Here is a 25147-nt window from a genome sequence, read left to right as displayed (position 1 = left end):
TAGTCGTTTAAGAACGTCCCCAATGACTAGCTAGTTGTGGAAGCGGGCTGTGGGCGCGAGGGGTTGTTCGCGGAAGACGCGCTCGACGGTGGCTCGGTATTCGTCGACCTTTTTGGTCTTGCGCACCAGCTTGTGAACGGTGGCGGGATCGGCGAAAGCGCACTTGGCGTAGAACCACCACTCCTTCATGCGAAAGACCGCATTGCCGCCAATCTCTTCTGCATATGCCGCGAACAGCGTGTCGTGGAAGCGCTGCAGCTCGGCGACCGTGGCAGCAGGGCCGCCCTTGACCATGCGGGCCAGCGCAGGATTCGCAAGCAAGCCGCGCCCCAGCATCACGTGGCGCGTGCCGGGATAGGCCTCCACCAGCGCGTCCATGTCCTCAAGATCAAAGATGTCACCGTTATAGGCCACCGGGAACGGCGCACGCGCGAGCGTCTCACCGTAAAACGCTTTGCGCGGCGAGCCCGTGTAGCGATCCTTTTGCACACGAGGGTGCACGATTAGCTCGGCCAGTGGCATGCGGCAGTACAGGTCGAGCACGCGCTCGTATTCGCCGTCATCCTCAAGTCCCAGTCTGGTCTTAACGGACACCGGCAACGGCGAGCGTTCGCACACGTCACTCAAGAACACCTCGAGCTCGTCCAAGTTGCGCAGGAAACCCGAGCCTTTGCCCTTAGCAACGACCGTTCCCGAGGGACACCCCAAGTTGAGGTTGACCTCGTTATGGCCCATATCGGCGAGCACTTGCGCCGCCCACACAAACTCGTCCGCATTCTTGGACATAAGCTGGGGGACGACGTTGAGCCCCTGGTTGTTTGCGGGATCGACTTCCTTTAACGCCTTGCCGCCAAAACGGTTGCCCACCCGCGGCGGCGGCAAAAACGGCGTGTAGTAGCAGTCGAGCGCACCAAAGCACTCCGCATGCACGCGGCGGAACACATGCCCGGTAATCCCCTCCATGGGAGCCAGCGATAGAATCATCAACATCAACTTTCAAATCTATGTGACAAAGGGACAGTCCCTTTGTCACATGCATTATGCCTTGCGCTTTAAGCGATTCAGAAACTCTTCGCAGGCACGCGAACGCAGACGGTACTTTTTCCATACCAAGAACGACGCAATCTCGATCGGTGGGTCAAGCGGCACAAATCGCATCTGGGAGCTCGCATCCACTTGCAGCAGATGATCGATGCCCATGGCGCACGCCGCGCCCGAGCGGATGAGATGCGAGGCGTTGCCGATCAAGTCGAAGCACCCCACCACGTTAAGGTCTTCGGGGTCAATCCGCCCGCCCGACCATGCCACCAGGTCAATCGCCTTATTTGATGTGCGCGAACTCAGCAGCAGCGGCATCTTTGCCAAATCAGTCGGAGTCAACGAATCGAATGCTCCCCATGGACCATCGCTCGCTACAGCCACACCCGCTCGATCGGTTTGCGGAATACGGACCCACTCATACTTATCCAGGTTAACCGGCTCGAGCAGCAGGGCAAAATCCAGCAGGCCTCGTTCCAGGCGTTCCTCGGTCGCATCGGCATTGCCCGTGTAAAGCTCAATCGTCACGGCTGGATAATCACGGCGCAGTGCAGCAAACGTATCCAGCACATAGCTCATGGCCTGCGTTTCGCCCGCGCCGATCCGTATGTTGCCGGCAATGCCGAGCTCTTGGTCGCCCATCTCCGATTCGGTCTGGTCCACCAGCGCCAGAATCTCTTCGGCGCGCTGACGCAAGCGCATGCCGTCCCCCGTAAGCGCGCACGATCGATTGGTCCGTTCGAACAGCTCAACGCCCAGCTCGCGCTCCAAGTCGGCAATTTGGCGCGACAGCGTAGGCTGCGTCACATGCAACACGTTGGCCGCCTCTGTCATATTTTCCTCGCGCGCCACCGCCAAAAAATAGCGCAGGGTTCGCAGTTCCATCGCCGCCTCCAATAGCAGTACGTACCGTGCCAACAGTCCATCATTCGCAATTCGTATATCCAGCTAGTCATTATAAGCACTATACATCACAAAACCAGCGACATACGCTATAGCCATCCCCTAGAGAAGATGGAGAGCGCTATGCAATACACCACCCTTGGACATTCCAACATTAAGATCTCCAAGCTCTGCCTGGGCGGCATGAGTTTTGGCGAGGCAAGCCCCGACTTCCACCAGTGGACTATCGGGCCCGACGAGACCCGCGCCGTCGTCAAGCGTGCAATCGACGCCGGTATCAACTTTATCGACACCGCCAACTGCTACAGCTTTGGAACGAGCGAGGAGTACATTGGCGCCGCGCTGCGCGATCTGGGCATCGTGCGCGAAGATGTCGTCCTTGCCAGCAAGGTTCACTTTAACGAAGGCGGCCTTTCCGCTGCGGCCATTAAGCGCGAGATTGAGGGTTCGCTCAAGCGCCTGGGCACCGACTACCTTGACCTCTACATCATCCACCGTTTTGACTACGACGTGCCCATGGAGGAGACCATGGAGACGCTCAACGACTTGGTACGCGAGGGCAAGGTTCGCGCACTGGGCGCCAGCGCCATGTACGCCTACCAGCTGCATAACATGCAGGTTATTGCCGAGCAAAACGGCTGGACCAAGTTCACGAGCATGCAGTGCCACTACAACCTGCTCTATCGCGAGGACGAGCGCGAGATGATTCCCGTATGCCGCCAGTACGATATGGCCATCACGCCGTATAGCCCCATGGCCTCCGGCCACCTGTGCCGCCCCACCTGGGAGAGCGCCAGCACGCGCGGCACCACCGACAAGACCATGGTCGACAAGTACGATCACGACCGCGCCATCGATATGCCGATCGTTGAGCGCGTGGCCAAGGTCGCGGCCGATCATGGCGTACCGATGTCGCAGGTCGCGCTCGCATGGCACTGGGCACGTGGCGTCGAGGCCCCCATCGTGGGCTGCTCCAAGCCCGAGCGCGTTGATGACGCCGTAGCAGCTCTCGGCCTGGCCCTCTCCCCCGCCAAGGTCGATTTTCTCGAGGATCTCTACCAGCCGCACGCGCTCGTGGGACCCAAGAGCCGCCCGGGCGAAAAGCCGCTTGCCGGCACCACTAGCGTCAAGACCTCAAGGTAGGCCCATGGACGGCAGCATCATCGACAACCTGCGCGACGCCGGCTGTAGCGAGGAGCTTATTGAGCAGTACACCTCTGCCGCCAGCGGCTGCGCGCGCATCTGCCTACTCAAACAATATCGTCGCGAATTGCTCGAGAGCATCCACTCGGAGCAAAAGGAGCTCGAATGCCTCGACTACCTCATCTACCAGCTGCGCAGCGTCTCAACCGGATGCTGTTCACGCACATCAAAGGAGTAACCGCCATGACCATTAAACAGACCGCAGGCCACGATGCCCTGGGCGAGTTCGCCCCCGAGTTCGCACACCTTAATGACGATATCCTCTTTGGCGAGGTCTGGAACCGCGAGGCGCAGTTGCCGCTCAAACTGCGCAGCATCGTTACCGTAAGTGCCCTGATTGGCAAGGGCATCACGGACGGCTCGCTCAAATACCATCTGGCCAGTGCCCGCCAAAACGGCGTGACACGCGAGGAAATGGCCGAGATTCTGACGCATGCCGCCTTCTATGCCGGCTGGCCCAACGCCTGGGCCGCCTTCAACATGGCGAAGGAAGTCTATGCCGACGATGCTGCGCGCACCGACGGCCACGGCGGCTTCTTTGGCTTAGGCGAGCCAAATACCGCTTTCGCCCAGTACTTTATCGGCCAGAGCTATCTTAAGGCGCTCACGGGTACCGACGACTACCTGCCCATCCATAACGTGACGTTTGAGCCGGGCTGTCGCAACAACTGGCATATCCACCACGCAAGCAAGGGCGGTGGCCAGGTGCTGATCTGCGTTGACGGCGAGGGCTGGTACCAGGAAGAGGGCAAGCCCGCACAGCGCCTGCATCCTGGCGACGTCGTCGAGATTCCGGCGAATGTCAAACACCGGCACGGCGCCGCGGCCGACTGCTGGTTCAGCCACCTGGCCTTTGGGTTCCCGGGTGAAGACACCAGTAACGAATGGCTCGAACCCGTGGACGATGAAGCCTACAACGCGCTGGACAACCATTAGAAAGGAACCGACATGGACTACGTGACACTTAACAACGACGTCAAGATGCCCCAGGTGGGCCTGGGCACGTACCTGCTTACGCCCGATGACGCTCAGCCGTCCGTCACCTACGCTCTGGACAACGGCTACGAGCTTATCGATACGGCCAACTCCTATGTCAACGAGCACGCCGTGGACCGCGGCATGCGCGACTCCGGTCGCACCCGCGAGCAGATTTTCCTCGAGACCAAGCTCTGGCCGTGCTTCTATGAATCCGATACCGCCGTGGACGAAACGCTCGAGCGTCTGGGCTGCGACTATATCGACCTTATGATTCTGCACCAGCCCGCAGGTGACTACGTGGCAGGCTACGCCAAGCTCGAGGCCGCCTACAAGGCAGGCAAGCTGCGCTCCATCGGCATCTCCAACTTCAATCAGTCCGAGATCGAGAATCTGCTCGCCCACTGCGAGGTAATGCCCGCCCTTATCCAGGTGGAGTGCCACCCCTACTTCCCGCAGACCGAGCTCAAGGCGCTGCTGGACAAGTACGGCATCGTGCTTCAGGCCTGGTATCCGCTCGGCGGCCGCGACAACAAGGTCATCCTCGAGGAGCCCGTCGTTCGCGAGCTTGCCGCCAAGTACGGCAAGACCCCGGCCCAGGTCATCATGCGCTGGCATGTCCAGCAGGGCAATGTCGTAATCCCCGGCTCCAAGACGCCGTCGCACATCGCCGACAATATCGACATCTTCGACTTCGAACTCACCGACGAGGACATGTCGCAGATGGCCGCCCTCGATCACGGCAAGCCCTTCTACGAGCGCACGGCCGAGAAGCTCGCGTTCTACAGCACCTGGCACCCCGACGTCGAAGGCCAGAAAAAAATAGGGAGGGCACAAGCAAACTCTCATGGCTCAATCGAACACCAACATCGACATCCTTCACGGTTCGCTGTGGCGCGATATCCCGTTGTTCGCATTACCTGTCGCCATCACCGGCATTCTCGAGCAGCTATCGAATCTCATCGACACCTTGATGATCGGACACTTCTCGCCCGACGGTGGAACGCTTGGCATGGCCGGCGTAGGCTCGACCACACCCATTGCAGCCTTGCTCATCATGTTGTTTGTCAGTCTCTCTTTGGGTGCGAACGTCACGATCGCGCATGCCGTAGGCGCCGGTGATCGTGAGCGCGCGAATCGCTGCGCACACACCGCCGTCGTCCTCGCGCTTCTTGGCGTCGTTGTGACCATCCTGATGGAGATTGCGAGCCAGCCGGTTTTACAATGCCTGAGCGTGCCGCCCGAGATCTTTAATGACGCCCTTGTCTACCTGCGCGTTCATCTGTTGGGTATCCCGGCAATTCTGCTATTTAACTTTGAATTCGCCATATTTCGAAGCGTTGGCGTTACGCGCATGCCGCTTGTGGCTCTCGCCATCTCGGCGGCCCTCAACGTCGTACTCGATGGCATCTTCGTAGCATTCTTGGGCTGGGGCGCCGCTGGCGTGGCGTTGGCTACCGTGCTGTGCTATATCGTAAGCTCCGGTTTTCTCTTCACGCGTCTTCTCAAAGCAGACGAGGCCATCTGTATCGACCCAAAGCACCTGCGCGTCGACCGCGAATCGGTCACCAAAATCGTTCGCATCGGACTTCCCGCAGGCATCCAGGGCAGTTTCTTTTCGCTGGCAAACATTCTTATCCAGACCTGCATCAACAGTCTGGGCGCACAGGTCGTGGCAGCCTCTTCTGCCGCCCTTGCGCTGGAATTTGTCTGCTACAGCCTGCTTAACTCGTTTAGCCAAGCGTGCACCACATTCGTGGGGCAGAACAACGGGGCAAAAAACCTTGAACGCTGCCGAAAGACGCTCAAGGTCTGTCTTGTCGAAGACGGCATCGTCACCATCGCGATGATTCTCCTCGTTGTGTGGCAGGGACGCACGCTACTGTCCGTCTTTAGCTCGGATGCCGAGGTCATCAATATTGCCTACGTGCGCGTATGCACGATCTTCCCCGCGTACGCGTTTAGCATGATCTACGAGAACATGTCCGGCTACTTGCGAGGGTTCGGCATCTCGGTTCTTCCCTCGGTTCTTACGGCAATCGGCGTGTGTGGCGCCCGATTCTTTTGGGTCCTGGTCGTTTTTCCGGCAAGCCCGACATTCCCAACCGTCATGCTCGCCTATCCTGTGAGCCTCGGTCTCACCGCCCTGCTCATCACCGGCGCGCTTGTCTACTGCAGGCCCGCTCAACAGGTCAAGCGACCCGTCGCAACCGCATCGTAGCGCTTTGAAAAGCTCTGCGTCAGAACATGTCCAAAGCAAAGGGGGCCGTCGCGCGACGGCCCCCCTTTCTTGTTATTCATCCCTCGGCAGCGGCTTCATGCTCCAAAAGACGACGTTCATAATCACAACGATCACCAGCACCACGCCGCTGGCCACCCAAAAGCCCATGTTAAGGCCGAGCCACTCCGTAGTCCCAAACAAATCAATCCAAATCTGCGTCCAGTTCATAGGAACGCTCCTCTCTGCATCGAAGTCCGCTATAGCAGCTCGCCGTAGCGCTTGACGTAGGCCTTCTTAAGACTCGTCGCGAGCGCCATGTACAGCAGGATGCACGGGATCAGGAACAGGAAGTACTCCACAGGCAGCGCACCCAGGCCCAGCGCGGGCCCAAGCGGGCTAAACGGAATCAGCGTGAGCACCGCAATGCCCGTCATCGTAAGCAGCATCACCGGCGCCGAGGCACGGCTCTGGATAAACGGCAGCTTGGGCGTGCGGATCATATGGATGACCAGCGTCTGGCTCCACATGGACTCGACGAACCAGCCGGCCTGGAACAGTGCGATGTAGGCCAGCTGCATCTGCTCCAGCGCAGCGCCCGAGTAGACGCTCACCAGGTCATTAAACAGCACGCCATGGCTCACGAACAGGGGGCAGAAGACAAAGTACATAAAGATATAGGTCATAAAGTCGAAGATGGAGCTGGTGGGTCCGATCCATATCATGAACCTGCCGACACTCGAGGCATCCCAGGTACGCGGCACGCGCAAAAACTCCTCGTCCACGTTATCCCAGGGAATCGCCAGGCAGCTGCAGTCATAGATCAGGTTGAGCAGGATCAGCTGGATGCTCATCATGGGCAGGAATGGCAACAAGGCAGATGCAGCAAGCACACTGAACATATTGCCGAAGTTGGAGCTCGCGGTCATCTTGATGTACTTGATCATGTTGGCGTAGGTCTTACGCCCCTCGATGATGCCCTCCTCGAGCACCATCAGATCCTTCTCGAGCAAGATGATGTCGGCCGACTCCTTGGCCACGTCGACGGCGGTGTCGACCGAGATGCCGATGTCGGACGACTTCATGGCCGAGGCGTCGTTGATGCCGTCACCCATGTAGCCCACCACGTGACCGTTTGCACGCAGCATGGAGACAACGCGTGCCTTTTGATCAGGCGTGAGTTTGGCGAAAACTTGCGTCTCCTCGGCGCGGCGAGCAAGCTCGGCATCATCCATGGCGGCGATATCGCTGCCGAGCAGCATGTTGTTGACTTCGAGCCCCACCTGCTTGCAAATGGTACGCGTGACCTTTTCGTTATCGCCGGTCAGAATCTTGGTGGCGACACCGTGATTGCGCAGCGCCTCGATGGCATCGGCAGTCGACTCTTTGGGCGGATCCAAAAATGCCAGGTAGCCGATCAGCACCATGTCCCGCTCATCGTCGGCACTAAAGGTGCCGGCAGGCGACGGGTTGGATTTTTGCGCAATCGCCAGCACGCGGAAGCCGTCGTCGTTAAGGTCGGCGACCGTCGCCAGAATGCGCTCGCGCACCTCGTCATCCAGCTCGCGCACCGCGCCATCTACCTCGGCATACGAACACACCGACAGCATCTCCTCGACCGCGCCCTTGGTGACCATCTGGGTCTTGCCGCATCGATCGCGCACCACAGTCGTAAGGCGGCGGCGCGTAAAGTCGAACGGCACCTCGTCGACCTTCACATATGCCTCGGAAAGATCAGTGAGGCTCGGGTCGTTTTGCTCTTCTTCCTCGGTGCACTTAATGATCGCCAAATCCATCAGGTTCTTGTAGCCCGTCTGGAAATAGCTGTTGAGGTAGGCGTGACGAAGAACGCGCGAATCCTCTTGACCATCGATGTTCCAGTGATACTCCAGCACTACCTGATCCTGCGTCAGCGTACCGGTCTTGTCTGTGCACAGCACGTCCATCGCGCCAAAGTTCTGAATCGAGTTGAGGTTCTTAACGATGGTCTGCTTTTTGCTCATGGCGACCGCGCCCTTGGCCAAGCACGTGGTGACGATCATGGGCAGCATCTCGGGCGTCAGGCCCACGGCAATACTTATGGCAAACAGCCCGGCATTGAGCCAATCGCTCTTGGTAATGCCGTTAATCAAAAAGACGAACGGAACCATCACCATCATAAAGCGGATGAGCACCCACGAGACGCTGTTGACACCTTTGGAAAAGCTCGTCTCTACAGCATCCTCGGAAAGACTCGACGCCATGGAGCCGAACAGGGTCTGCTCGCCCACGCTAAAGACGAGCGCCGTCGCGCTGCCCGAGATCACGCTGCTGCCCATGAGGGCGACATTCTCGAACGACGTTGCCGAATCGGACTCGGTGCAGGTCGCGGGGACCTTTTCGACCGGCTCGCTCTCGCCCGTCAGGCTTGCCTGGCTCACAAAGAGGTCCTTGGCCTCGATGATTCTCACGTCGGCAGGAATCATGTCGCCGGCGGACAGGTGCACGATGTCGCCAACCACCACGTCGTCGATGGGAATCTCGGTCCTAGGGGCATCCTCGCGGGTGACCGTCACGGTGGTCGTAATCATATCGAGCAGCTTTTCGGCCGCGTTGCCACTGCGCGCCTCCTGGATATAGCGCAGCGTACCCGAGAGCACCACCATCGTGGTGATGATAATCACCGTCAGCGGGTCAAAGTCTTCGGGCGTACTGCCCATCATCGACAGCGCCGGGAACACCATGTCAGTCGTTGCCGAAATGATGGCCAGGAAAAACAGGATTGCCGTAAAGGGGTTGACGAACGCGTCCGCAAGCTTGCGGGCAATTGACTTCTTCTTGCCACGCGTGACCACGTTACGTCCGTTGTCGGCTTCGCTGTGCGCGACCTCGTCGCGATTAAGACCGCCGAGATTCGAGCCGACCCAGGATAGGGCCTCCGTCAGAGGAATGGTCGCCGCATACTGGATACGACCCTCCGCGCGATGCCTCATCAGTTCGTTTTGCGCCTGAACCGCCGTCGGCGTATGGCGCATAGTCATCTTCTTCAATTGCCTCGCTCCGTTCTATCGATCGGATCCAGGGCGAATCAGCCGCGCGTCCCCATCAAAGTGGGCCCGCGCCGGCAACTTCGTCCTGCGTTACTGGTACTGTCACTGCCGCTCACGGTCCTCACCTCTCTTCCGCATCTGCGACGGTCAACAGAATAGAAAAGCCGCAAGACCGAGCACATGGCTGGTTTCTTGCGGCTTTCTTGCGATTTGGCAAGGATTGTCAGAGCGACTATTTAGATCGACGGGAGCAACTCGACCGGAGCGTTATTCGGCCATCTTGTAGCCCACACCCCATACGGTCAGCAGGTAACGGGGGTTATCCGGCTCGGGCTCGATCTTCTTTCGAATTTTGCGGACGAAGGCCATGATGTTGCTGTCGTCGAGCAGATACTCGTCTTGCCATACCGCCCGGTAGATTTCCTCTTTGCTAAAGACCGTACCCCGATTGCTGGCTAAAAAGGCCAGGATGTCAAACTCCTTTGGTGTGAGCGAGACGGGCGTGCCCGAAACCTTGACAGTGCGCGAAGCCAGGTCAATCGAAAGTTCACCGATAACAATGGGGCCAGCGGCAGCACTCGACTGCGAGCCGGCAACCGCCAGCTCAATGGCCGTTAGCCTACCCGAAGCGATATCGGCAAACACGGGCGCGAGTTCCAGGGCGACGGCACCGCCGGACGAGAACAGCGCGCTGCTGAGCTCGGCGGCCTCGGCCGGCGTAATCGCGATGTTGGTTCTGTTGGTACGCATAGAACCACCCTAGAACAGACTGCTCGAGCGGGACAGGTAGACCCGCTTGATCGTCGAAACAACAACAAGATACAGCACGCTCAACAGCGCGACGATGCCTAAATACCATATGGGCAGCGTAGCAAGCCCAAGCAGCTGCGCCGCTGGGCTGGTCGCAAGAAGTGCAGAGGCAACAAGCATGACGGTGACCATCATCACGAGCGGGGTGCAAGGACGATCCCCGTCACGGACGTTCCGCGTTCGCAAGAACAGGAGCACGAGCGATTCGGTCCATGCGCACTCCAACAGCCAGCCGGCCTGGAAGGTTGCAATAAAGGCCGCCCGACCCGCAGCATCAAGTGCGGCAAAGGGCGCGCCACAGACGGCGGGGCATACGCCCAAGAACAGAATGGCAAACGTAATGATGTCGAGGGCCGAGCTCGCAAAGCCAAAGTGAAGCATAAAGCTACCGAGTCCCTTACCCGACCAGGCCTTGGGGCGGGCAATCTCCGCATCGTCGACGTTATCCCACGAAAGCGCCAGACAGGTGGCGTCGTAGCACAGATTGAGCAGGAGCAGCTGAGCGGCGGTTGCCGGCACAAAGGGAAGGAAAATGCTCGAGGCGGCAACCGAGCAGATGTTGCCAAAATTGGAGCTCGATGCGATGCGGATGTACTTGGAGGCGTTGGCGAACGAAGTCCTGCCCTCGCTGACACCCTCGGCAACCACGCCCAGATCGCGCTCGAGCAGCACCAGATCGGCAACCTTCTTGGATTCTGCGGCCGCCGAGTCCACCACGATGCCGACGTCTGCCGACGTGAGCGCCGGCACGTCGTTCACGCCGTCTCCGATATAGCCGACGGTGTGGCCGGAAAGACGAATCAGGCTGACAATCTGTGCTTTTTGCGCGGGCGTGAGTTCGGCGAAAACACGGGTGCGCCCAACCTGGACAAGCGCCTCGGACTCTTCCATGGTATCCAGCATGGCGCCGGTAATAACGTTGTCGGCGGGAATCCCGAGACGCGAGCAGGTAGAGCGAGCAACCGATGCCGAGTCGCCGGTGAGCACGCGCACCTCAACGGAAAGGTCGGACAGGGCCTGCACGGCGGCACGGGCGCTTGCCTTGGGCCGGTCGAAAAAGCCCAAAAAGCCGCAAAGTACCAAATCGTCCCAACCCGTCGAGGTCGTGCTATAGGCAACAGCGAGGACTTTGATGCCATCGGTGCGCATGTCCTCGGCAACCTCGTAGGCACTCCGACGGCCGTCGGCATCCATGGGAACAAGCCCGCCTTTAAAGTTAGCCCAGGCGCAGCGCGCACACACGCTTTCGACCTCACCCTTTACGATAGTCAAATGCGCACCGGGACGGACATGCAGCCCTAGGCGGCCAAGCGCCCCAGGCATGGCGTCGAGCTTGACGCCCGATGCCTTGGTAACGTGGTCGAAGGGGTCGGAGGCATGCAGCGTAAAGGCACGGCCAAGGCCTTTGGCGGCAAGGTGCAGCTCGGGCGCAGCACATGCATCGGCAATGGCCCGGTTGAGCTGGTTGGCAGTTGCCCCCTGATTTATGCTCTCCAGATACGCAAGGTTGAGGGTCTGCTCGCTTTCGTTGCCCAGAATATCGGTGTTGTACTCGAGCACCGCGGCGTCTTCGGTCAGCGTGCCCGTCTTGTCAACGCACACCAGGTCCATGGAGCCCAGCGACTCCATGGCGTCGACGTTCTTAACGATGACCTGCTTGTTCTTGAGTCGATGTGCACTGCCCGAAAGGCAAACGCTCGTGACGACCGGCAGCATTTCGGGAACCAAACCGACGGCCGTACCCAGCGCAAACAGCAGGGCCTGCGCCCAGTCGCCCAGCACAAAGCCTCGGATCATAATGACAACCGGCAGCACGATGAGCATGCACCTTACCAGGGCGGCACAGATGCTCTTGGCGCCGGCGCCAAACTGCGTACCCGCTCGAGCACGCCGGCGCGAAACAGGCTGCTCCTCGGCAATGCGGGTGAGAACGGTTGCCGAAGCCTTGCCGTCGACAATGGTCGTTCCCGCGCGAACGGTCTCCCCTTCCCGCTTGGCGGTCTGACCGCTCTCGCCTGTAAGCGACGATTCCGAGACAAGGATCTGGTCGCCCTTGGCAAGGGTCACGTCGACCGGGCAGAGCATGCCGGCATATAGGCGGACGACGTCGCCGGGCACAAGCCGGTCAGCATCAACTTGAATCCAACACGCATCGACGCGTTTCCAAACGGCCGCGTGGTTCGCTTTAAACATATGTCGATCAAAGCTGCGTTTGGCTTCGTTTTCGTAAAACAGGCGCACCAGGCCGCCCACCAGCCACATCAAAAAGAGCACAGCTGGCGCGAACACGCCCGTCTGGGCTTCCTCCTGCGGCAAAACGTCGACCAAGAAAGCCAAACCGGCAAGCGCAAGCAGCAGCGACGAAAACGGATTGAAGAACGATTTTCTAATCATCGGGGCCTCTTTCTAGCATGACTCCGATTGTATCCGAGGGCGCATGCCGGCAACCACGACCCAACCCTTGCGACTTCCTTGCTTTTAGCTGTGACAATGGACTGTCCCTTTGTCATGTCCCTTACGCACTGATTACCGCGCACAAACGCCGTCAATATGCGATTTCGCCATGTTCGACATAGTGTTATCCCGACCAGTAAAGGACGGTTGTCATGGATCGCATCATGAAGGCCTTGCGCATCACGGGCATACCCGGCAGCATCTGCGGCATCATCGGTTACATCGGCTATTTTGTCGGCGGTAACTTTGGCGCATTCGTCGAAGGTGCCCTGCCTGGCATCCTGCTCAGTTTTTCGCTCCTCGTGCTGCTCGTAATTCCGCGAAGCTCCAAAGAGTAGTAGCCAATTTGCTGATGTCCGCTAACCCCTCGCGGCGAGGTCTAATACTTTTCCGTGAAGTGAACGCCCGTTTTTAGACCCCCGAAGCATTGACATTTTTAAACGTCAAACCCGCAGGATTTGACTGACAAAACCGCAGGAAATTGCTTCTCAAAAGTGTCGATACTTCGGGGGGTCTATCTTGACTCGTTCACTTCTCGGAAAAGTATTGGACCTCGAATTCACAAGCCACCCAATGTGGCAAAGGACCGTCCCTTTGCCACACTATTCGGAGCGCAGGGCCTCCACGGGGTCCTTCTTGGACGCGCTGCGGGCCGGCAGCAGGCCGGCAACGACCGTCAGCAGCACCGAAATCGCGATAAGTGCGAGCGCATCCTGCACGGGCAGGCTCATCAGATTGGGAACCTGCTTGCTCGCAAGTGCCCAGGCATTGACCGGAAAGCTCACGAGCACCACCACGACGATGGCAAAGACGCCGGCGATAAGGCCCTCGATAAACGTCTCGGCGTTAAACACATTGGCCACGTTGCGCTTCGACGCGCCAATCGCACGCAGAATGCCGATCTCCTTTTTGCGCTCCAGCACGCTGATATAGGTGATGATGCCAATCATGATAGAGCTCACCACCAGGCTGATGCTTACAAACGCGATGAGCACCAAGCTGATGGTGTTCACGATATCGGTCACCGAGCCCATGATGATGCCCATGTAGTCGGTGTACGAGATCGCCTGATCGTCGTGGCCGGTAGCCTTGACCTGCTTGTTATACGCATCGATATGGTCGAGCACGCGCTCCTTGGCCTCAAAGTCGCGCGGGAAAATCTTGACCGAGATGGGGTCGGCCTCATCCGCATAGCCCAGCGTGGTCAGGTTGTTGTCGTAGGTGAGCTTCGACGCCTTCGCATAGCTCATCATGAGCGAGCTCAGGTCCTCGGTATCCATCTTGAAATGGATAGCACGGGCAAAGGCGCCCGCATCCACGTGCACAGCGCTCGCCAGGTTGGCAAAGCTCGTCGACATCTGCGTGGCCATCTGGTCCATAAGCCCCGCTGCGCCCGCCTTGAGCTGGGATGACACTGTCGCCGCAATCTGGTTGCTGAGCGATTGCATCACTTGGCCCATTGCCTGCTGCAAATAGGGTGCGAGCTGCTTTTGCACGTAGTCGGTCATCGCCTGCTGTAGCCGCTCAGCCAGCGCATCTCCGCCCAGCGCCTTGAGCTGTGCCAGGCATTGCTGCGCTGTGGCATCGTTCTCAAGATACGCCGAGAACGCAGCGGCGAGCTTCGATGCGTCCTTAAGGTCCTCGGGCGTCAGTGCCTTAAACTGATCCGACTGCATAAAGCCCTCAAACAGCTGGTTGGCAAGCGTACCCACCTGCTGCATCTGCTCGGGTGTGAGTTCCAGGCCATCGAAAACACCCGTGAAATCGGGGGTCGGCGCTTTAGCCATAATGTCGCTGAAGTCGATGTCCTTGCCAACACCCGACAGATCAATGTCCAGGCCCGACAAATCGATGCCCGAAAGATCCATGCCGCCGGCCGCACCCGAAAGTGCAGACGCATCGAACGAGAACGCGCTCTTGAGCGCCGCCTCGTCAACGCTGAACATGCTGCTCAGGTCCATGCCCTGTTTGGCCTCGCCCTGCAGCTCGTCAAACGTTTTGCCGGTAAAGACATCCGTCTCGGGGTGAGCAAGCTGCTCCTGCACGATCTGCGAATCGGCCGCACGGTCCATAAGCTGGCGAGTCAGTGCATGCGTGTAGGCAATACCCGGAGTCAACGCACTCGCATTGGCAGTCTCGTTGGGTTGCACCACGCCAACGATACGCACGTCGATGCCGTCAGCAACCTTGGCCGTCATAAAGTCGGCGTCACCAGACATATCGGTCCACATACCGGTCTCTTCGTTTTTGCGATACGCATCGGCCGGCGACAGCACCTTAAACGTCGTAGACAGCGCATCCTCGTAGGTAAAGTTGGCACCGGTCTGCGGTGTTTCGACCTCGCCATCGGCCGTCATGGCGCTGTTGACCAGGTCGTTAAGCTCATTGATATCCAGCGCGCCGATGCTGTAGAGCGTGTAGTCGCCCACTGTGCCACGGCTCGAAAGCACCATCACGGCCTCGTTGGCAGACGTGGGCCAATGACCGGCGACAACATCGTACTGGCTGTCGAGCAGGCTCTGGTCGTCGATCATCTCGTTAAAGACCGACGAGCCCATGGAGTCCATGCTCACCGTTACCGCTGGGCTCGCGCCGCCGCTCATGGCCTCGGTCATAGCGTTGGGCACCAGGCGCACGGGCTTCTCGTCGCCCTTGCCCGCGCGATACACGACTGGCGTCACGCCGTAGCCGTACTGAATGGCGTTGACATCTTTGTCGATGCCGTCGCCCCCGTCATCAAGCCATGCCTTAAAGCTCGTCATGTCGTTGGACTTTACGCTCGCGAACATGTCCTTCACGGCCGTGACCACAGGAATTTTATCGGACTTCTTGACCGAGCTGTCCGCGCCGGCGGATGCACCGCTCGCGTCCTCACCATCCTCCGTGGTCCCCTCCCCGCCCATCATGGACGACAGGTCGTAGTCCTGTTTGGAAATCGTAAGCGGGTAGCTCGAGAGCGTATCCTCCTCGACCTTTTTGATGTAGTTGTTCACGCCGTTGGAGAGCGCCAGAATCGCCGCGATGCCGATAATGCCAATCGAACCCGCAAAGGCAGTCATGGCCGTACGGCCCTTTTTGGTCATAAGGTTTCGGGCAGAAAGCCCCAGCGCTGTCATAAAGCTCATCGAGGTTTTACGCGTGGGCTTAGCCTCGCGACGCGCGGCCTTTGCTACATCAAAGGGGTCGGAATCGTCGGTGATCTTGCCGTCGGCAAGATTTACGATGCGCGTAGCGTACTGGTGCGCAAGCTCCGGGTTATGCGTGACCATGATGACCAGACGGTCACGCGCCACGTCCTTGAGCAAGTCCATGACCTGCACAGATGTCGTTGAATCCAAAGCGCCGGTCGGCTCGTCTGCCAGCACGATCTCGGGATCGTTAATCAGGGCACGGGCAATGGCCACGCGCTGCATCTGTCCGCCCGAAAGCTGGCTCGGGCGCTTGTTAACGTGCTCGCCCAGGCCGACTTTCTCCAACGCCTCGCGTGCACGCTGGCGGCGCTCGGCATGTCCCACGCCCGTGAGCGTGAGCGCCAGCTCCACGTTTTCCAAGATGGTCTGATGCGGAATAAGGTTATAGCTCTGGAACACAAAGCCAATGCGGTTGTTGCGATAGGCATCCCAATCGCGGTCGCGGAAGTCCTTAGTCGAAATACCGTCGATCAACAGGTCACCGGAATCGAAATGGTCCAGTCCACCAATAACGTTGAGCATCGTAGTTTTACCCGAGCCCGAAGGCCCCAGGATGGCCACGAACTCGTTATCGCGAAACGCCAGGCTCACGTTGTCGAGCGCTACCTGCGTAAACGACTGCGTAACGTACCTTTTGCAAATATCTTTGAGCTCCAGCATGGACGGCACCCTCTCCCGCGCGGGTACACTCGCCCGCTCTCCCCCGCCGTTCGTATTCGACGCGTTTGTCCTACTCGTTTGTCCTACTCTATCCCCATTTTTAGCCAGCACCAGTGGGGAATGTAACGAACCGGGCAAAATCGAACGGAACAGCGCCAAAAAAAGAGGTCCCGAACGGAACCTCTTTACGGCAGAGCTTATCTTGAAAGGCAGCGGACTACTTCGCACAGCGGCGCACGATAAAGAAACCGAGCCACTCAATAGCCATGAGCCCAATGTAGAAAATTGCCCATATGGCAAAACTGATGAGGCGTACTTCCGCTGTCTGTACCGCCCCATGGCCATCCACTGTTCTTAAAAATAAAAACCCGCTAAAGCAGAGAAACAGCACCAGTTGAATGATTTGAAACGTTCTCCAGCCGTTGCCCTTCATAAGCGACCTCCCAAGTCACATTGTCTGTGTCGGAGTATATCCCGAAGAGGCCACTGCTCAGCACGCAATCTTCAGCATGCTTACGTATCTTTTACTGCATTTTACTGCTCGCTCTTCGCGAGCGCCTGATCGATAAGTTTGTTGAGTGCATCGCGCTGTTCGGCAGAAGTGATGCCGCCAACGATCGGGTCTCCTACGATATTGCCCTTTTGGTCGATCACATAAGTGGTCGGGAAGGAGAACAGGTTCGACGTGAACTTGCCGGCATCGCTGTTAGACTTAAACCAGATATTCTTGTACGTTATGCCCTTCTTGCTCAGCACGTCTTTTGCATTTGCAATCTCGTCCTTGTTGCCATCGAGCGTAAAGGAATTGACACCCACGACCTGGCCGCCCTTCTCGGCAAGCTCCTTGTTGAGCTTCTCCAGATCGCCCAACTCCCCCACGCACGGCTTACAGGTGGTAAACCAGAAGTTCATGACGGTAACTTTGTTCTTGGAGAACAGCTCGTCGCTGTTCACATCGTTGCCGTCCAGGTCCTTACCCTTAAAGCTGGGAAACTGTCCTGCTTCCTTGCCCGAGTCGCCCTCGGCAGATGTCATACCGGCAGTCGCGGCATCGACGCTGTCACCCGTACTCGGCTGATTTCCGCACCCCGGGAAGTCCTTTTCCAGACGAGCGAGCTTGTCCTCGATCTTCTTGATCTGCTGCGCCCCAGCCTTGAGCGTTTTGAGTTCATCGGCCGTAAAGGAATCCTTAGCCCCGTCTATGGTGCTCAGTAGAAAATCTCCGTAGTTGGTGCCGTCGCCGATCATCGCCGAGTCTTTATTCGCCGCATTGAACACCTTGTCCCATAGGGCATTGTCTTTGGAAAAGATGTCGTTTTCCTTTTTCATCAGTTTCGCGTACAGCGCGGACGCCTCTTCGGCATTGGATACCTTCTTCGCCGTCAGCTCTGCAACCTGGGTGTCGCCGCCCGCAGCTTTGTTTCCCCCGTCTTTAGGCGCCGAGCACGCCACGAGGCTCAACGCCAGCACGGGCACCATCAACAGTCCCGCAATTTTCGACAGTCTCATGTTTTCCTCCGTTATATCGAAGCTTATAGGTACCTATTTGTTTTCGCAGGCTTGCGCGGTCTGCGCGGACTTGCCGCCCGTCACGCCCAGCCCATAGCGAAAGCTAATGGCATCGACGGGGCACGCACCCACACATTTGCCGCAACGGATGCACTCGGCATGGTCGGGCGTACGCGTAACGTCCACGTCCATCTGGCACACCCTGGCGCACTTGCCGCACGAAACGCATTTGCACTGGTCAACCTGAATCCCCAGCAACGACACCCTGTTCATGAGCGCATAAAACGCACCGAGGGGGCAGATCCATTTGCAGAAGGGGCGGTAGAACAGCACGCTCAGCACCGCAACCACAATGAGAATCGTGAGCTTCCAGGTAAAGAGCTTTCCCAGCGCGGAGCGGATTCCCGCATTCATGATGGACAGCGGAATCGCGCCCTCGAGCACACCTTGCGGGCAGATGTACTTACAAAAGAACGGGTCTCCCATACCCACATCGTTAACCACCAAGACAGGCAACAGCACCACGGTAAACAGCAACACGGCGTACTTGATGTACGTGAGCGGCTTGAGTTTTTTCGTGGAGAGCTTTTTGCCGGGAATCTTATGCAGAAGCTCTTGCAGCCATCCAAACGGGCACAAAAAGCCGCATACAAAACGCCCCAACAGCACACCGATCAGAATGAGCGTTCCGGTGACGTAATACGAAAAGTTGAATTTAGACGAGCCCACCACCGATTGGAACGACCCGATGGGGCACGCACCCGCTGCCGCGGGGCACGAATAGCAGTTAAGTCCAGGTACGCAGACTGTTTTTCCCGCACCCTGATAGATGCTGCCCTTGGCAAAGTTTGGCAGGTGAATATTGGTGACCAGCGTCGCCGCCGCCTGAATGAATCCGCGAAATCGGGCCAAAACATGCGACGCAGTGTTTTTTCTTTTATCCAATTCCGATACACTCCAAGCACAGCCTAATTGCTTTGGCCAGCACGGCGTCTGCCTCGCCGCGCATAACGCCAAAGCCAACCATGGCTACCCCAACGATCAGTAAAGCCACCTGCGCCACAGGCTTAATCGCTTTGAACAATCTGACCACTCCTTTCGTTTCGCGACCCATTGGACCATACCGACTATAAAATCCGTGTTAAGCGCGATTTGGAATGTGCAAGGAGACTGTTATGCGTATTTTGATCGTCGAAGACGAGCGAGCACTGTGCGACACGATCGCACGCAGCTTGCGAAACCTGGCATACAGCGTCGACTGCTGCCATGATGGGCAGGAGGCGCTCGACCTACTAGGCGTTGAATTCTTTGACCTCGTGGTACTCGATCTGAACCTTCCCCGTATCGACGGCATGACCGTGCTCAGGGAACTTAGGAAAACCGACTGCGAGACCAAGGTACTGATTCTGTCCGCACGTGGCGAAGTCTCCGATAAAGTCGCCGGGCTCGATGCCGGCGCCAACGATTACCTTACCAAGCCGTTTCATCTGGATGAGCTCGCGGCGAGAATCCGCAGCCTCACGCTCAGACGCTTTACGCAAAACGACGTTGTTCTAACCTGTGGATCGTTGAGCTTTGACACCAAGGCGCGCATCGCTTCCGTAGACAGCGATACCCTGTCTCTCACACGCAAAGAAACGGGAATCCTGGAATATCTGATGCTTAATCAAGGACGTCCAGTGAGCCAGGAAGAGCTTATCGAGCACGTTTGGGATAGCACCGTAAACAGCTTTAGCAACGCAACCCGGGTTCATATCTCGTCACTTCGAAAAAAGTTGCGCAGCACTTTGGGATATGACCCAATTCGCAATCGAATTGGAGAGGGCTACGTCATGGAGGATGGCGAATGAAAGGGCTTTCGCTGCAATGGCGCATAACGATCATGACGGCACTGCTGACGTGTGCGGCGTGCGTGCTGACGAACTGCCTGGTCGGCTATACGGGCATGCGCTACATGGATGCCATCGGCAGTGGCATCTCGGCCCTTAGCGCAGCCGACGTAGATACACCTCAGGAGTTTGACCCAACGAAGGGGAGCCTCGATGACGAGGTCACGATCGTCGTAAACGATGCACAGGAGTCTTTTAGCATGACAGCTTGGTGCATCACGGCTGGAGTCACGCTGCTCGGCGGCGTGCTGGCATACTTTGTGAGCGGTCGCGCGCTCAAGCCGCTACGGTCTTTTGCCGCCCAGGTAGAGCGCGTGCAGCCTGACAACCTAAGCGAAATCAGACTCAGTGAAGATGTGCCCACCGAGCTACAACGATGTAGCGCCTCCTTCAACGACATGATCGCCCGTCTTGGCGAAGGGTTCTCTTCACAGCGTCAGTTTACCGGCAACGCCGCACACGAGCTGCGCACCCCGCTCGCCCTTATGCAAGCACAGATTGAACTATTCATCTCCGAGCACTCCGGTTTGCAACCCGAAACAGCCGAGCTGCTCGGCCTGCTGCAAGAACAAACCGAGCGCATGTCTCGAATGACCAAGGTATTACTCGAGATGAGTGAGCTCCGCAGCGTTCCTTGCGAGGACGATGTTGAACTTGGTCCCTTGTCCGAAGAAGTCCTCACCGACCTTGCGCCACTTGCCGAAAAGAAGGGCATGGCCCTCAATTGTGCTGGAGACGCTTTAGTAATCGGGAGCGACACGCTCCTCTATCGGCTGGTGTTTAACCTGGTCGAAAATGCCATCCGTTACAGCCGCCCCGACTCGACTGTCAACGTCTCTATCTGCGATACCAATAGTCACGTATTCCTGCGGGTCAAGGACCAGGGCCCGGGAATACCCAAACAGTACCGTGAGAGCATCTTCCAACCATTCTTTCGCCTGGATAAATCCCGCAGCAGGGCATACGGCGGCGCAGGACTCGGGCTAGCGCTTGTCTGGGAGATTGCGGCGCTTCACGGTGGCACGGTAGAGGTCGAAACAAGTTCCGAGAACGGGACCGTGATGCTCGTGACCCTCTCAAAGGGGGCCATCACGTGATCCGACTGTCCAGGAGTCCCACGGAACTGCGGACAAAAAGTTGGACCATCGGGTCCGGTTTGGAGTCCGCATGACATACAGTAGAGCCGTGGTGGAGAGGGCCGGGGCCGCGTGCCCGCGCTACAATACACTCCACGAAACACCGGCGAAAGGTACACGATGCAGGACGACAAGGACAGCTTCACACAACTCACCTCGGAGCAGAACATGCTCCTCAACCGGCTTATGCTCAAGATGGTTGAATTCGACACCGGCGACCCCAAGCGCATCCAGCACTTCGTGAAGGTGGCAAGTCTCGCGCGTACCATCGGCGAGGCCGAAAGCCTGCCCGCGCGCGAGCTCTTCACGCTCACCGCGGCGGCGATCGTCCACGATATCGGCATCCACCCGGCCATCGAGAAGTACGGCTCCAGTGCGGGCAAACTACAGGAGCAGGAGGGGCCGGCGCCGGCTCGAGCCATGCTGCGCGATCTGGGCTTTGATGTCCAGACCGTCGAGCGCGCGGCTTTCCTAGTCGGGCATCACCACACCTACGACGCCATCGACGGGGTCGACTACCGGATTCTGGTCGAGGCGGACTTCTTGGTCAACCTGTACGAGGACGGCTGCTCCAGGGACGCCATGCTCGCGGCACGCGAGAGGGTCTTCCAGACCAGGACAGGCATAACGTTGCTCAACGCCATGTTCGGCCTGGAGAGTTAGTTCAAGCGTCATCAACCGCCTATGGTGGCGCATCTTTTTTAGTGCTCTGGGAGATGTCATGAGCATTGCGTCGACGCGGTTGCCTTCGGTCATAAACGTAGGATACGTTTCCCGTTCGCGACCGGTAAATAGACGGTAAGCGATCGGTCGGCACAACATCAGACCTCTCATCCCAACTCGGAACGGTGCAAACGCGTACCGTATAATGGGAGGAGAAATCGTGCCCCGGAAGGAATCCTGCAGCACGTATCCAGCCTGACCGAAGGAGCGACATGAATTCCATCGTATCTTTCCTCAACGGCGGCGGCCTGGGAGCCGTCATCCTGATCGTCGTCCTGATTGTGCTGGCCTTCAACGCGTTCTTCGTGGTGAAACAGCAAAACGCCGTTATCATCGAGCGTCTGGGGCGTTTCAGCGCCATCCTGGGCGCGGGCCTACACGCCAAGGTGCCATTCATCGACCGCAAGGCGGCGACAGTGAGCCTCCGCACCATGAAAAACGGCTTTGATATCGACGTTAAGACCCAAGACAACGTGACCATCGGCCTCGAGGTCTCTGTGCAATACCACGTGAGCTACGAGCGCGGAGAGACGCCCGCGCAGTCCGGCGTCTACAAGAGTTACTACATGTTGCAGCAACCCGTGGCGCAGATGCGCGACTTCATCACCGACGCCCTGCGCTCCTCCATCCCGGTCTACACGCTCGACGAGGTCTTCGCCAAGAAGGACGATATCGCCAAGGACGTCAACGCCACCGTTTCCGGGCAGATGGCAGCCTACGGCTTCACGCTCGTCTCCACGCTCATCACCAAGATCGCGCTGCCGGCCGAGGTCGAGAACTCCATGAACGACATCAACGCCGCCCAGCGCAAGCGCGCCGCCGCGCAGGAGCTCGCCGAGGCCGACCGCATCAAGCGCGTCACCGAGGCGACCGCCGAGGCCGAGGCAATGGAAAAGGCGGGCGAGGGCATCGCCGCCCAGCGCAAGGCCATCGCGCTGGGCATCAAGGACTCCCTCGAGATCATCCAGGAGACGGGCATCGGCAACGACGAGGCCAACCAGCTGTTCATGTTCACGCAGTGGTCCGAGATGATGACGGAGTTCGCTCGCACGGGTAAAACCTCGACGGTCGTGCTGCCGAGCGATTTTTCGCAGTCAGCCTCAATGTTCGAGCAGATGCTGGCCGCCACGAAGGCCACCGATGACGAGCGCTAGGTTGGATGCCGTGGTCTAACCGATACCGGCCCATCGGCATCAGGAGGAGACATGACTCGCAACCGTTTTTTTCCGAGAAGGTCCGACGACCGCGAGGACATCAACCCGTTTAACGCCGGCGATCCTGTTATGCCGCTCGATGATGTCGTCCCCACGCGCGATAAGCGCGTGGGGATGGTGAGCCGTGCGGAAGGACCGGAAGAGGCGGGGGCACAGGATCCGCATGCCGCCTCCGCCACCGCAACCAAGGTCCGGACCGAGGCCAAGACCGCGTTCAAGGCTAAATCCAAGAAAAGGGCAACAGATGGCCGGCATGTGTCGCACCGGCCCGAGGCGGAATCCGTCTCGGACAACGATTCCGACACAGAGGAGACTACCGGACATCGCAGGTCCATCCACGGATATTCCACCACAATCGGCATCATCTTTCTTGCCGCACTGCTGCTCGGCGTCGTCGCCAACTGTGGCTCCATGATCCTCACCTCGATTATCGGCGCGGATGTGCCGCTAACCGAGGCGACGGGCGAGTCGGACGACGACACGGAGGAGAATGACGCGGCAAAGGCGCGAGACGATGCCGAAGCCGAGGACAGAGCGGTCTCCGATGCCGCGACCGCGCGTCTTGACAATCTCTTCAACGATCCCGCAACGGGTGATCTCATCAAACGTGGGCTCGACCGTCAGTTGAAGACCGACTTCGGCTACACGGCCAACGAGCTCGGTATCGATGCCACCGCCTATGAAAAGTGGTTCCTTGGCACCATTGACTACCGGCTCAACAGCGCCCATTCCTACGGCGATGGCACGGGGTTCGCGGCGTTCGACGTCACGTCCCCCGATATCTACCGGTTATTCAACGACTTCTACACCAAGGTATCCGATTACGTCTTGAGCAACGGACTCTACGGGGCATATGGACCCGATGGAGTTGCCGTCGCGCTCACGAACGACCAAAAGGCCCAGATGAGCGCCTATTTCAACGAGGTGCTCTCGAAAGCCGCGGTAAGAGACGATGGCTACCTGAGCGCCTGGCTCTCCAAAGGCAATGACGGCACGTGGATGGTGGACGACGCGAGCCTTCGGGAAACCCTGACGTACCTGGTCGGCGCCGCGTAAGGCATGCCGAGCAAGACGAATGGGCAGATACCTAAGGGGATTGTCCTATCGCTTCGCACGGACATGTACAAAACGAGGTGAGGCTTGTGCAAGGAGGTCATGGCCGTCTGGTGCCGCGCCAACTCGAGCGCGCCGCTGCACCGGCGCAGATCGTTTCCTATGGCCGCGTGCCCGCGGATATAGGAATCCCATCGATCGGGCAGAGATTGTCCCGCAACAGCAAGCAGGTGCCGCTACTCCCGGAGGCCGCCCGTGAGGACGCTCATGAGGGCCACGTGCTCGCGCAGGCCCACGCGGGTGCGCACGAACTCGGAGAGCCACCCCGGCAGGCGCGTGCGGGCGACCTGCGCCCCCGCCTTCGAGAGAGCGCCCATCACCCCAGAAGATCACCCAGAACGGCCGCACCGGTTTTGATGATCCCGAAGACGAAAAACGGTAGAAGCATCGCGAGCAGTGCGTCCATGCGCGGATTGATCGTCTCCGGGATCTCCGGCCTGCCGAAGAACAGCGTCCCGTCGGGCGCGAGGTAGTCGATGAGCGGGTACTCCGGCCCGCAGCTGTACAAATCATCCCCCCAAGTCGCCCAACTCGGCTGCAAGGTGTCCCGCAGGACAACTTCCTCACCCGTCTGCTCGCACACGTATACCGGCGTGCCCAAGAACAGCGAGTCGTCATGCTCCGGATCGCCCGTTGTCGCGCAGCGCCACTGCCTCGGGTTCTCCTCGCGCCAGCGGAGGGTCCCGTCCTCGTCACGCTCGAGTCTTTGGAAGACGTAACGGAGCCGCGTGTAACCCCGGGCCCGGAGCTTGCGGTCGAGCAGAAAGCCTTTGATGTCTCCCACGAGCACGACCAGACAGAGAGCTGTGAGAAAGACGCTTGTGACGAGTCCCATCAGCATGTCCACGGCAGCCCCAACCTCTCGGACGAGATCATTTCACATTAATCATAGAAGACGTGAGCCACGGGCGAAAAGAGCACCGATAAGCGTTTACGGAACGCTTATCGGAACGCACGAGTGGGCGGCGCAGACGGGTGGCGACGCCGCGCCACGCTTTACTCCACATTAACCATCTAGGAAAACGCCATACGGAGACCGCTGACACACCCATTGGGCTCGATTCGAGTTTCACGGACCCAGA

The 25147-nt window shown here is 58.6% G+C and carries 23 protein-coding genes and 1 pseudogene; 11 read left to right on the top strand and 13 right to left on the bottom strand.

Annotation, left to right across the window (positions count from 1 at the left end; all coding sequences use genetic code 11):
* Window positions 1-30: 30 nt before the first annotated feature.
* Both SFLMC1_RS04535 and SFLMC1_RS04530 read right to left on the bottom strand, forming a co-directional pair.
* Complete coding sequence (locus SFLMC1_RS04535; RefSeq protein ID WP_152074256.1) at window positions 31-984, bottom strand: tRNA dihydrouridine synthase; 954 nt, start codon at window positions 982-984, stop codon at window positions 31-33.
* A gap of 54 nt (window positions 985-1038) precedes the next feature.
* A complete protein-coding gene (locus tag SFLMC1_RS04530; RefSeq protein WP_152074255.1) occupies window positions 1039-1923 on the bottom strand; it encodes a LysR family transcriptional regulator in 885 nt (294 codons plus the stop codon).
* A 141-nt stretch (window positions 1924-2064) separates the two neighbouring features.
* Here SFLMC1_RS04530 and SFLMC1_RS04525 point away from each other — a divergent pair, with 141 nt between their 5' ends.
* The 5 genes and pseudogenes from SFLMC1_RS04525 (at window position 2065) to SFLMC1_RS04510 (ending at window position 6340) form a co-directional block, all read left to right on the top strand.
* On the top strand, window positions 2065-3084 hold the full coding sequence (locus SFLMC1_RS04525; protein WP_152074254.1) for an aldo/keto reductase: 1020 nt from the start codon (window positions 2065-2067) through the stop codon (window positions 3082-3084).
* 4 nt (window positions 3085-3088) lie between these two features.
* Window positions 3089-3322: a hypothetical protein gene (locus tag SFLMC1_RS04520; protein WP_152074253.1), complete on the top strand. Its 234-nt coding sequence runs from the start codon at window positions 3089-3091 to the stop codon at window positions 3320-3322.
* Window positions 3323-3327: 5 nt separating this feature from the next.
* Window positions 3328-4080: a carboxymuconolactone decarboxylase family protein gene (locus SFLMC1_RS04515; protein WP_152074252.1), complete on the top strand. Its 753-nt coding sequence runs from the start codon at window positions 3328-3330 to the stop codon at window positions 4078-4080.
* A gap of 12 nt (window positions 4081-4092) precedes the next feature.
* Window positions 4093-4842 (top strand): annotated as a pseudogene (locus SFLMC1_RS11270) (aldo/keto reductase); the annotation flags it as partial.
* Window positions 4843-5092: 250 nt separating this feature from the next.
* Window positions 5093-6340, top strand: a complete 1248-nt coding sequence (locus tag SFLMC1_RS04510) for an MATE family efflux transporter (protein WP_373422690.1) — start codon at window positions 5093-5095, stop codon at window positions 6338-6340.
* 72 nt (window positions 6341-6412) lie between these two features.
* On the opposite strand, the gene SFLMC1_RS04505 is transcribed toward SFLMC1_RS04510, so the two are convergent.
* From SFLMC1_RS04505 to SFLMC1_RS04490, 4 genes are all read right to left on the bottom strand, one after another.
* Window positions 6413-6568, bottom strand: a complete 156-nt coding sequence (locus SFLMC1_RS04505) for a hypothetical protein (protein ID WP_187323857.1) — start codon at window positions 6566-6568, stop codon at window positions 6413-6415.
* A 29-nt stretch (window positions 6569-6597) separates the two neighbouring features.
* Window positions 6598-9357: a magnesium-translocating P-type ATPase gene (mgtA, locus tag SFLMC1_RS04500; protein ID WP_152074387.1), complete on the bottom strand. Its 2760-nt coding sequence runs from the start codon at window positions 9355-9357 to the stop codon at window positions 6598-6600.
* A 276-nt stretch (window positions 9358-9633) separates the two neighbouring features.
* On the bottom strand, window positions 9634-10116 hold the full coding sequence (locus SFLMC1_RS04495; RefSeq protein WP_152074250.1) for a winged helix-turn-helix domain-containing protein: 483 nt from the start codon (window positions 10114-10116) through the stop codon (window positions 9634-9636).
* 9 nt (window positions 10117-10125) lie between these two features.
* Window positions 10126-12570 (bottom strand): HAD-IC family P-type ATPase, encoded by a 2445-nt coding sequence (locus SFLMC1_RS04490; protein ID WP_152074249.1) that lies wholly within the window; start codon window positions 12568-12570, stop codon window positions 10126-10128.
* A 212-nt stretch (window positions 12571-12782) separates the two neighbouring features.
* Between SFLMC1_RS04490 and SFLMC1_RS04485 the strand changes: the two genes are divergently transcribed.
* The gene (locus tag SFLMC1_RS04485; RefSeq protein WP_152074248.1) at window positions 12783-12968 is read left to right on the top strand and encodes a hypothetical protein; all 186 of its coding nucleotides are present in this window, start codon (window positions 12783-12785) and stop codon (window positions 12966-12968) included.
* Window positions 12969-13232: 264 nt separating this feature from the next.
* Here SFLMC1_RS04485 and SFLMC1_RS04480 read toward each other — a convergent pair whose 3' ends face one another.
* The 5 genes from SFLMC1_RS04480 to SFLMC1_RS11410 form a co-directional block, all read right to left on the bottom strand.
* Entirely contained in the window at window positions 13233-16481 is a 3249-nt protein-coding gene (locus tag SFLMC1_RS04480; RefSeq protein WP_152074247.1) for an ATP-binding cassette domain-containing protein, read from the bottom strand.
* Window positions 16482-16698: 217 nt separating this feature from the next.
* Complete coding sequence (locus tag SFLMC1_RS04475) at window positions 16699-16914, bottom strand: DUF3923 family protein (RefSeq protein ID WP_154063908.1); 216 nt, start codon at window positions 16912-16914, stop codon at window positions 16699-16701.
* Window positions 16915-17015: 101 nt separating this feature from the next.
* Entirely contained in the window at window positions 17016-17990 is a 975-nt protein-coding gene (locus SFLMC1_RS04470) for a TlpA family protein disulfide reductase (protein WP_152074245.1), read from the bottom strand.
* A 33-nt stretch (window positions 17991-18023) separates the two neighbouring features.
* A complete protein-coding gene (locus tag SFLMC1_RS04465; protein ID WP_152074244.1) occupies window positions 18024-18935 on the bottom strand; it encodes a 4Fe-4S binding protein in 912 nt (303 codons plus the stop codon).
* Entirely contained in the window at window positions 18928-19104 is a 177-nt protein-coding gene (locus SFLMC1_RS11410) for a CD1871A family CXXC motif-containing protein (RefSeq protein ID WP_152074243.1), read from the bottom strand. The genes SFLMC1_RS04465 and SFLMC1_RS11410 overlap by 8 nt, the downstream gene beginning before the upstream one ends.
* A 61-nt stretch (window positions 19105-19165) precedes the next feature.
* On the opposite strand from SFLMC1_RS11410, the gene SFLMC1_RS04460 reads away from it, so the two are divergent.
* The 5 genes from SFLMC1_RS04460 to SFLMC1_RS04440 all read left to right on the top strand — a co-directional run bounded on the left by SFLMC1_RS04460 (window position 19166) and on the right by SFLMC1_RS04440 (window position 24008).
* The gene (locus SFLMC1_RS04460; protein WP_187323856.1) at window positions 19166-19840 is read left to right on the top strand and encodes a response regulator transcription factor; all 675 of its coding nucleotides are present in this window, start codon (window positions 19166-19168) and stop codon (window positions 19838-19840) included.
* The gene (locus tag SFLMC1_RS04455) at window positions 19837-20976 is read left to right on the top strand and encodes an ATP-binding protein (protein WP_152074241.1); all 1140 of its coding nucleotides are present in this window, start codon (window positions 19837-19839) and stop codon (window positions 20974-20976) included. Before SFLMC1_RS04460 ends, SFLMC1_RS04455 begins: the two co-directional genes overlap by 4 nt.
* 159 nt (window positions 20977-21135) lie before the next feature.
* Window positions 21136-21678, top strand: coding sequence for an HD domain-containing protein (locus SFLMC1_RS04450; RefSeq protein ID WP_222838030.1), 543 nt, complete (start codon window positions 21136-21138; stop codon window positions 21676-21678).
* A 272-nt stretch (window positions 21679-21950) separates the two neighbouring features.
* Window positions 21951-22892 (top strand): SPFH domain-containing protein, encoded by a 942-nt coding sequence (locus tag SFLMC1_RS04445; RefSeq protein WP_152074240.1) that lies wholly within the window; start codon window positions 21951-21953, stop codon window positions 22890-22892.
* 51 nt (window positions 22893-22943) lie between these two features.
* Window positions 22944-24008, top strand: coding sequence for a hypothetical protein (locus SFLMC1_RS04440; RefSeq protein WP_152074239.1), 1065 nt, complete (start codon window positions 22944-22946; stop codon window positions 24006-24008).
* A gap of 233 nt (window positions 24009-24241) precedes the next feature.
* Here SFLMC1_RS04440 and SFLMC1_RS04435 read toward each other — a convergent pair whose 3' ends face one another.
* Window positions 24242-24382, bottom strand: a complete 141-nt coding sequence (locus SFLMC1_RS04435) for a hypothetical protein (RefSeq protein ID WP_187323855.1) — start codon at window positions 24380-24382, stop codon at window positions 24242-24244.
* Window positions 24382-24912, bottom strand: coding sequence for a hypothetical protein (locus SFLMC1_RS04430; RefSeq protein ID WP_152074238.1), 531 nt, complete (start codon window positions 24910-24912; stop codon window positions 24382-24384). The genes SFLMC1_RS04435 and SFLMC1_RS04430 overlap by 1 nt, the downstream gene beginning before the upstream one ends.
* Window positions 24913-25147 lie beyond the last annotated feature (235 nt).

The organism is Collinsella aerofaciens (genome assembly GCF_901212495.1).
GTDB classification, from domain to species: Bacteria; Actinomycetota; Coriobacteriia; order Coriobacteriales; family Coriobacteriaceae; genus Collinsella; species Collinsella aerofaciens_H.
This window is presented reverse-complemented; position numbering and strand designations above follow the sequence as displayed.

What these genes read in the sequence shown, in the direction of transcription:
- SFLMC1_RS04505 (WP_187323857.1), bottom strand. Translation starts at nt 6,568, where the DNA reads ATGAACTGGACGCAGATTTGGATTGATTTGTTTGGGACTACGGAGTGG.
- SFLMC1_RS04530 (WP_152074255.1), bottom strand. Translation starts at nt 1,923, where the DNA reads ATGGAACTGCGAACCCTGCGCTATTTTTTGGCGGTGGCGCGCGAGGAA.
- SFLMC1_RS04515 (WP_152074252.1), top strand. Translation starts at nt 3,328, where the DNA reads ATGACCATTAAACAGACCGCAGGCCACGATGCCCTGGGCGAGTTCGCC.
- SFLMC1_RS04535 (WP_152074256.1), bottom strand. Translation starts at nt 984, where the DNA reads ATGATTCTATCGCTGGCTCCCATGGAGGGGATTACCGGGCATGTGTTC.
- mgtA (WP_152074387.1), bottom strand. Translation starts at nt 9,357, where the DNA reads ATGACTATGCGCCATACGCCGACGGCGGTTCAGGCGCAAAACGAACTG.
- SFLMC1_RS04520 (WP_152074253.1), top strand. Translation starts at nt 3,089, where the DNA reads ATGGACGGCAGCATCATCGACAACCTGCGCGACGCCGGCTGTAGCGAG.
- SFLMC1_RS04490 (WP_152074249.1), bottom strand. Translation starts at nt 12,570, where the DNA reads ATGATTAGAAAATCGTTCTTCAATCCGTTTTCGTCGCTGCTGCTTGCG.
- SFLMC1_RS04455 (WP_152074241.1), top strand. Translation starts at nt 19,837, where the DNA reads ATGAAAGGGCTTTCGCTGCAATGGCGCATAACGATCATGACGGCACTG.
- SFLMC1_RS04450 (WP_222838030.1), top strand. Translation starts at nt 21,136, where the DNA reads ATGCAGGACGACAAGGACAGCTTCACACAACTCACCTCGGAGCAGAAC.
- SFLMC1_RS04485 (WP_152074248.1), top strand. Translation starts at nt 12,783, where the DNA reads ATGGATCGCATCATGAAGGCCTTGCGCATCACGGGCATACCCGGCAGC.
- SFLMC1_RS11410 (WP_152074243.1), bottom strand. Translation starts at nt 19,104, where the DNA reads ATGGGTCGCGAAACGAAAGGAGTGGTCAGATTGTTCAAAGCGATTAAG.
- SFLMC1_RS04445 (WP_152074240.1), top strand. Translation starts at nt 21,951, where the DNA reads ATGAATTCCATCGTATCTTTCCTCAACGGCGGCGGCCTGGGAGCCGTC.
- SFLMC1_RS04495 (WP_152074250.1), bottom strand. Translation starts at nt 10,116, where the DNA reads ATGCGTACCAACAGAACCAACATCGCGATTACGCCGGCCGAGGCCGCC.
- SFLMC1_RS04510 (WP_373422690.1), top strand. Translation starts at nt 5,093, where the DNA reads ATGATCGGACACTTCTCGCCCGACGGTGGAACGCTTGGCATGGCCGGC.
- SFLMC1_RS04440 (WP_152074239.1), top strand. Translation starts at nt 22,944, where the DNA reads ATGACTCGCAACCGTTTTTTTCCGAGAAGGTCCGACGACCGCGAGGAC.
- SFLMC1_RS04525 (WP_152074254.1), top strand. Translation starts at nt 2,065, where the DNA reads ATGCAATACACCACCCTTGGACATTCCAACATTAAGATCTCCAAGCTC.
- SFLMC1_RS04470 (WP_152074245.1), bottom strand. Translation starts at nt 17,990, where the DNA reads ATGAGACTGTCGAAAATTGCGGGACTGTTGATGGTGCCCGTGCTGGCG.
- SFLMC1_RS04460 (WP_187323856.1), top strand. Translation starts at nt 19,166, where the DNA reads ATGCGTATTTTGATCGTCGAAGACGAGCGAGCACTGTGCGACACGATC.
- SFLMC1_RS04480 (WP_152074247.1), bottom strand. Translation starts at nt 16,481, where the DNA reads ATGCTGGAGCTCAAAGATATTTGCAAAAGGTACGTTACGCAGTCGTTT.
- SFLMC1_RS04475 (WP_154063908.1), bottom strand. Translation starts at nt 16,914, where the DNA reads ATGAAGGGCAACGGCTGGAGAACGTTTCAAATCATTCAACTGGTGCTG.
- SFLMC1_RS04435 (WP_187323855.1), bottom strand. Translation starts at nt 24,382, where the DNA reads ATGGGCGCTCTCTCGAAGGCGGGGGCGCAGGTCGCCCGCACGCGCCTG.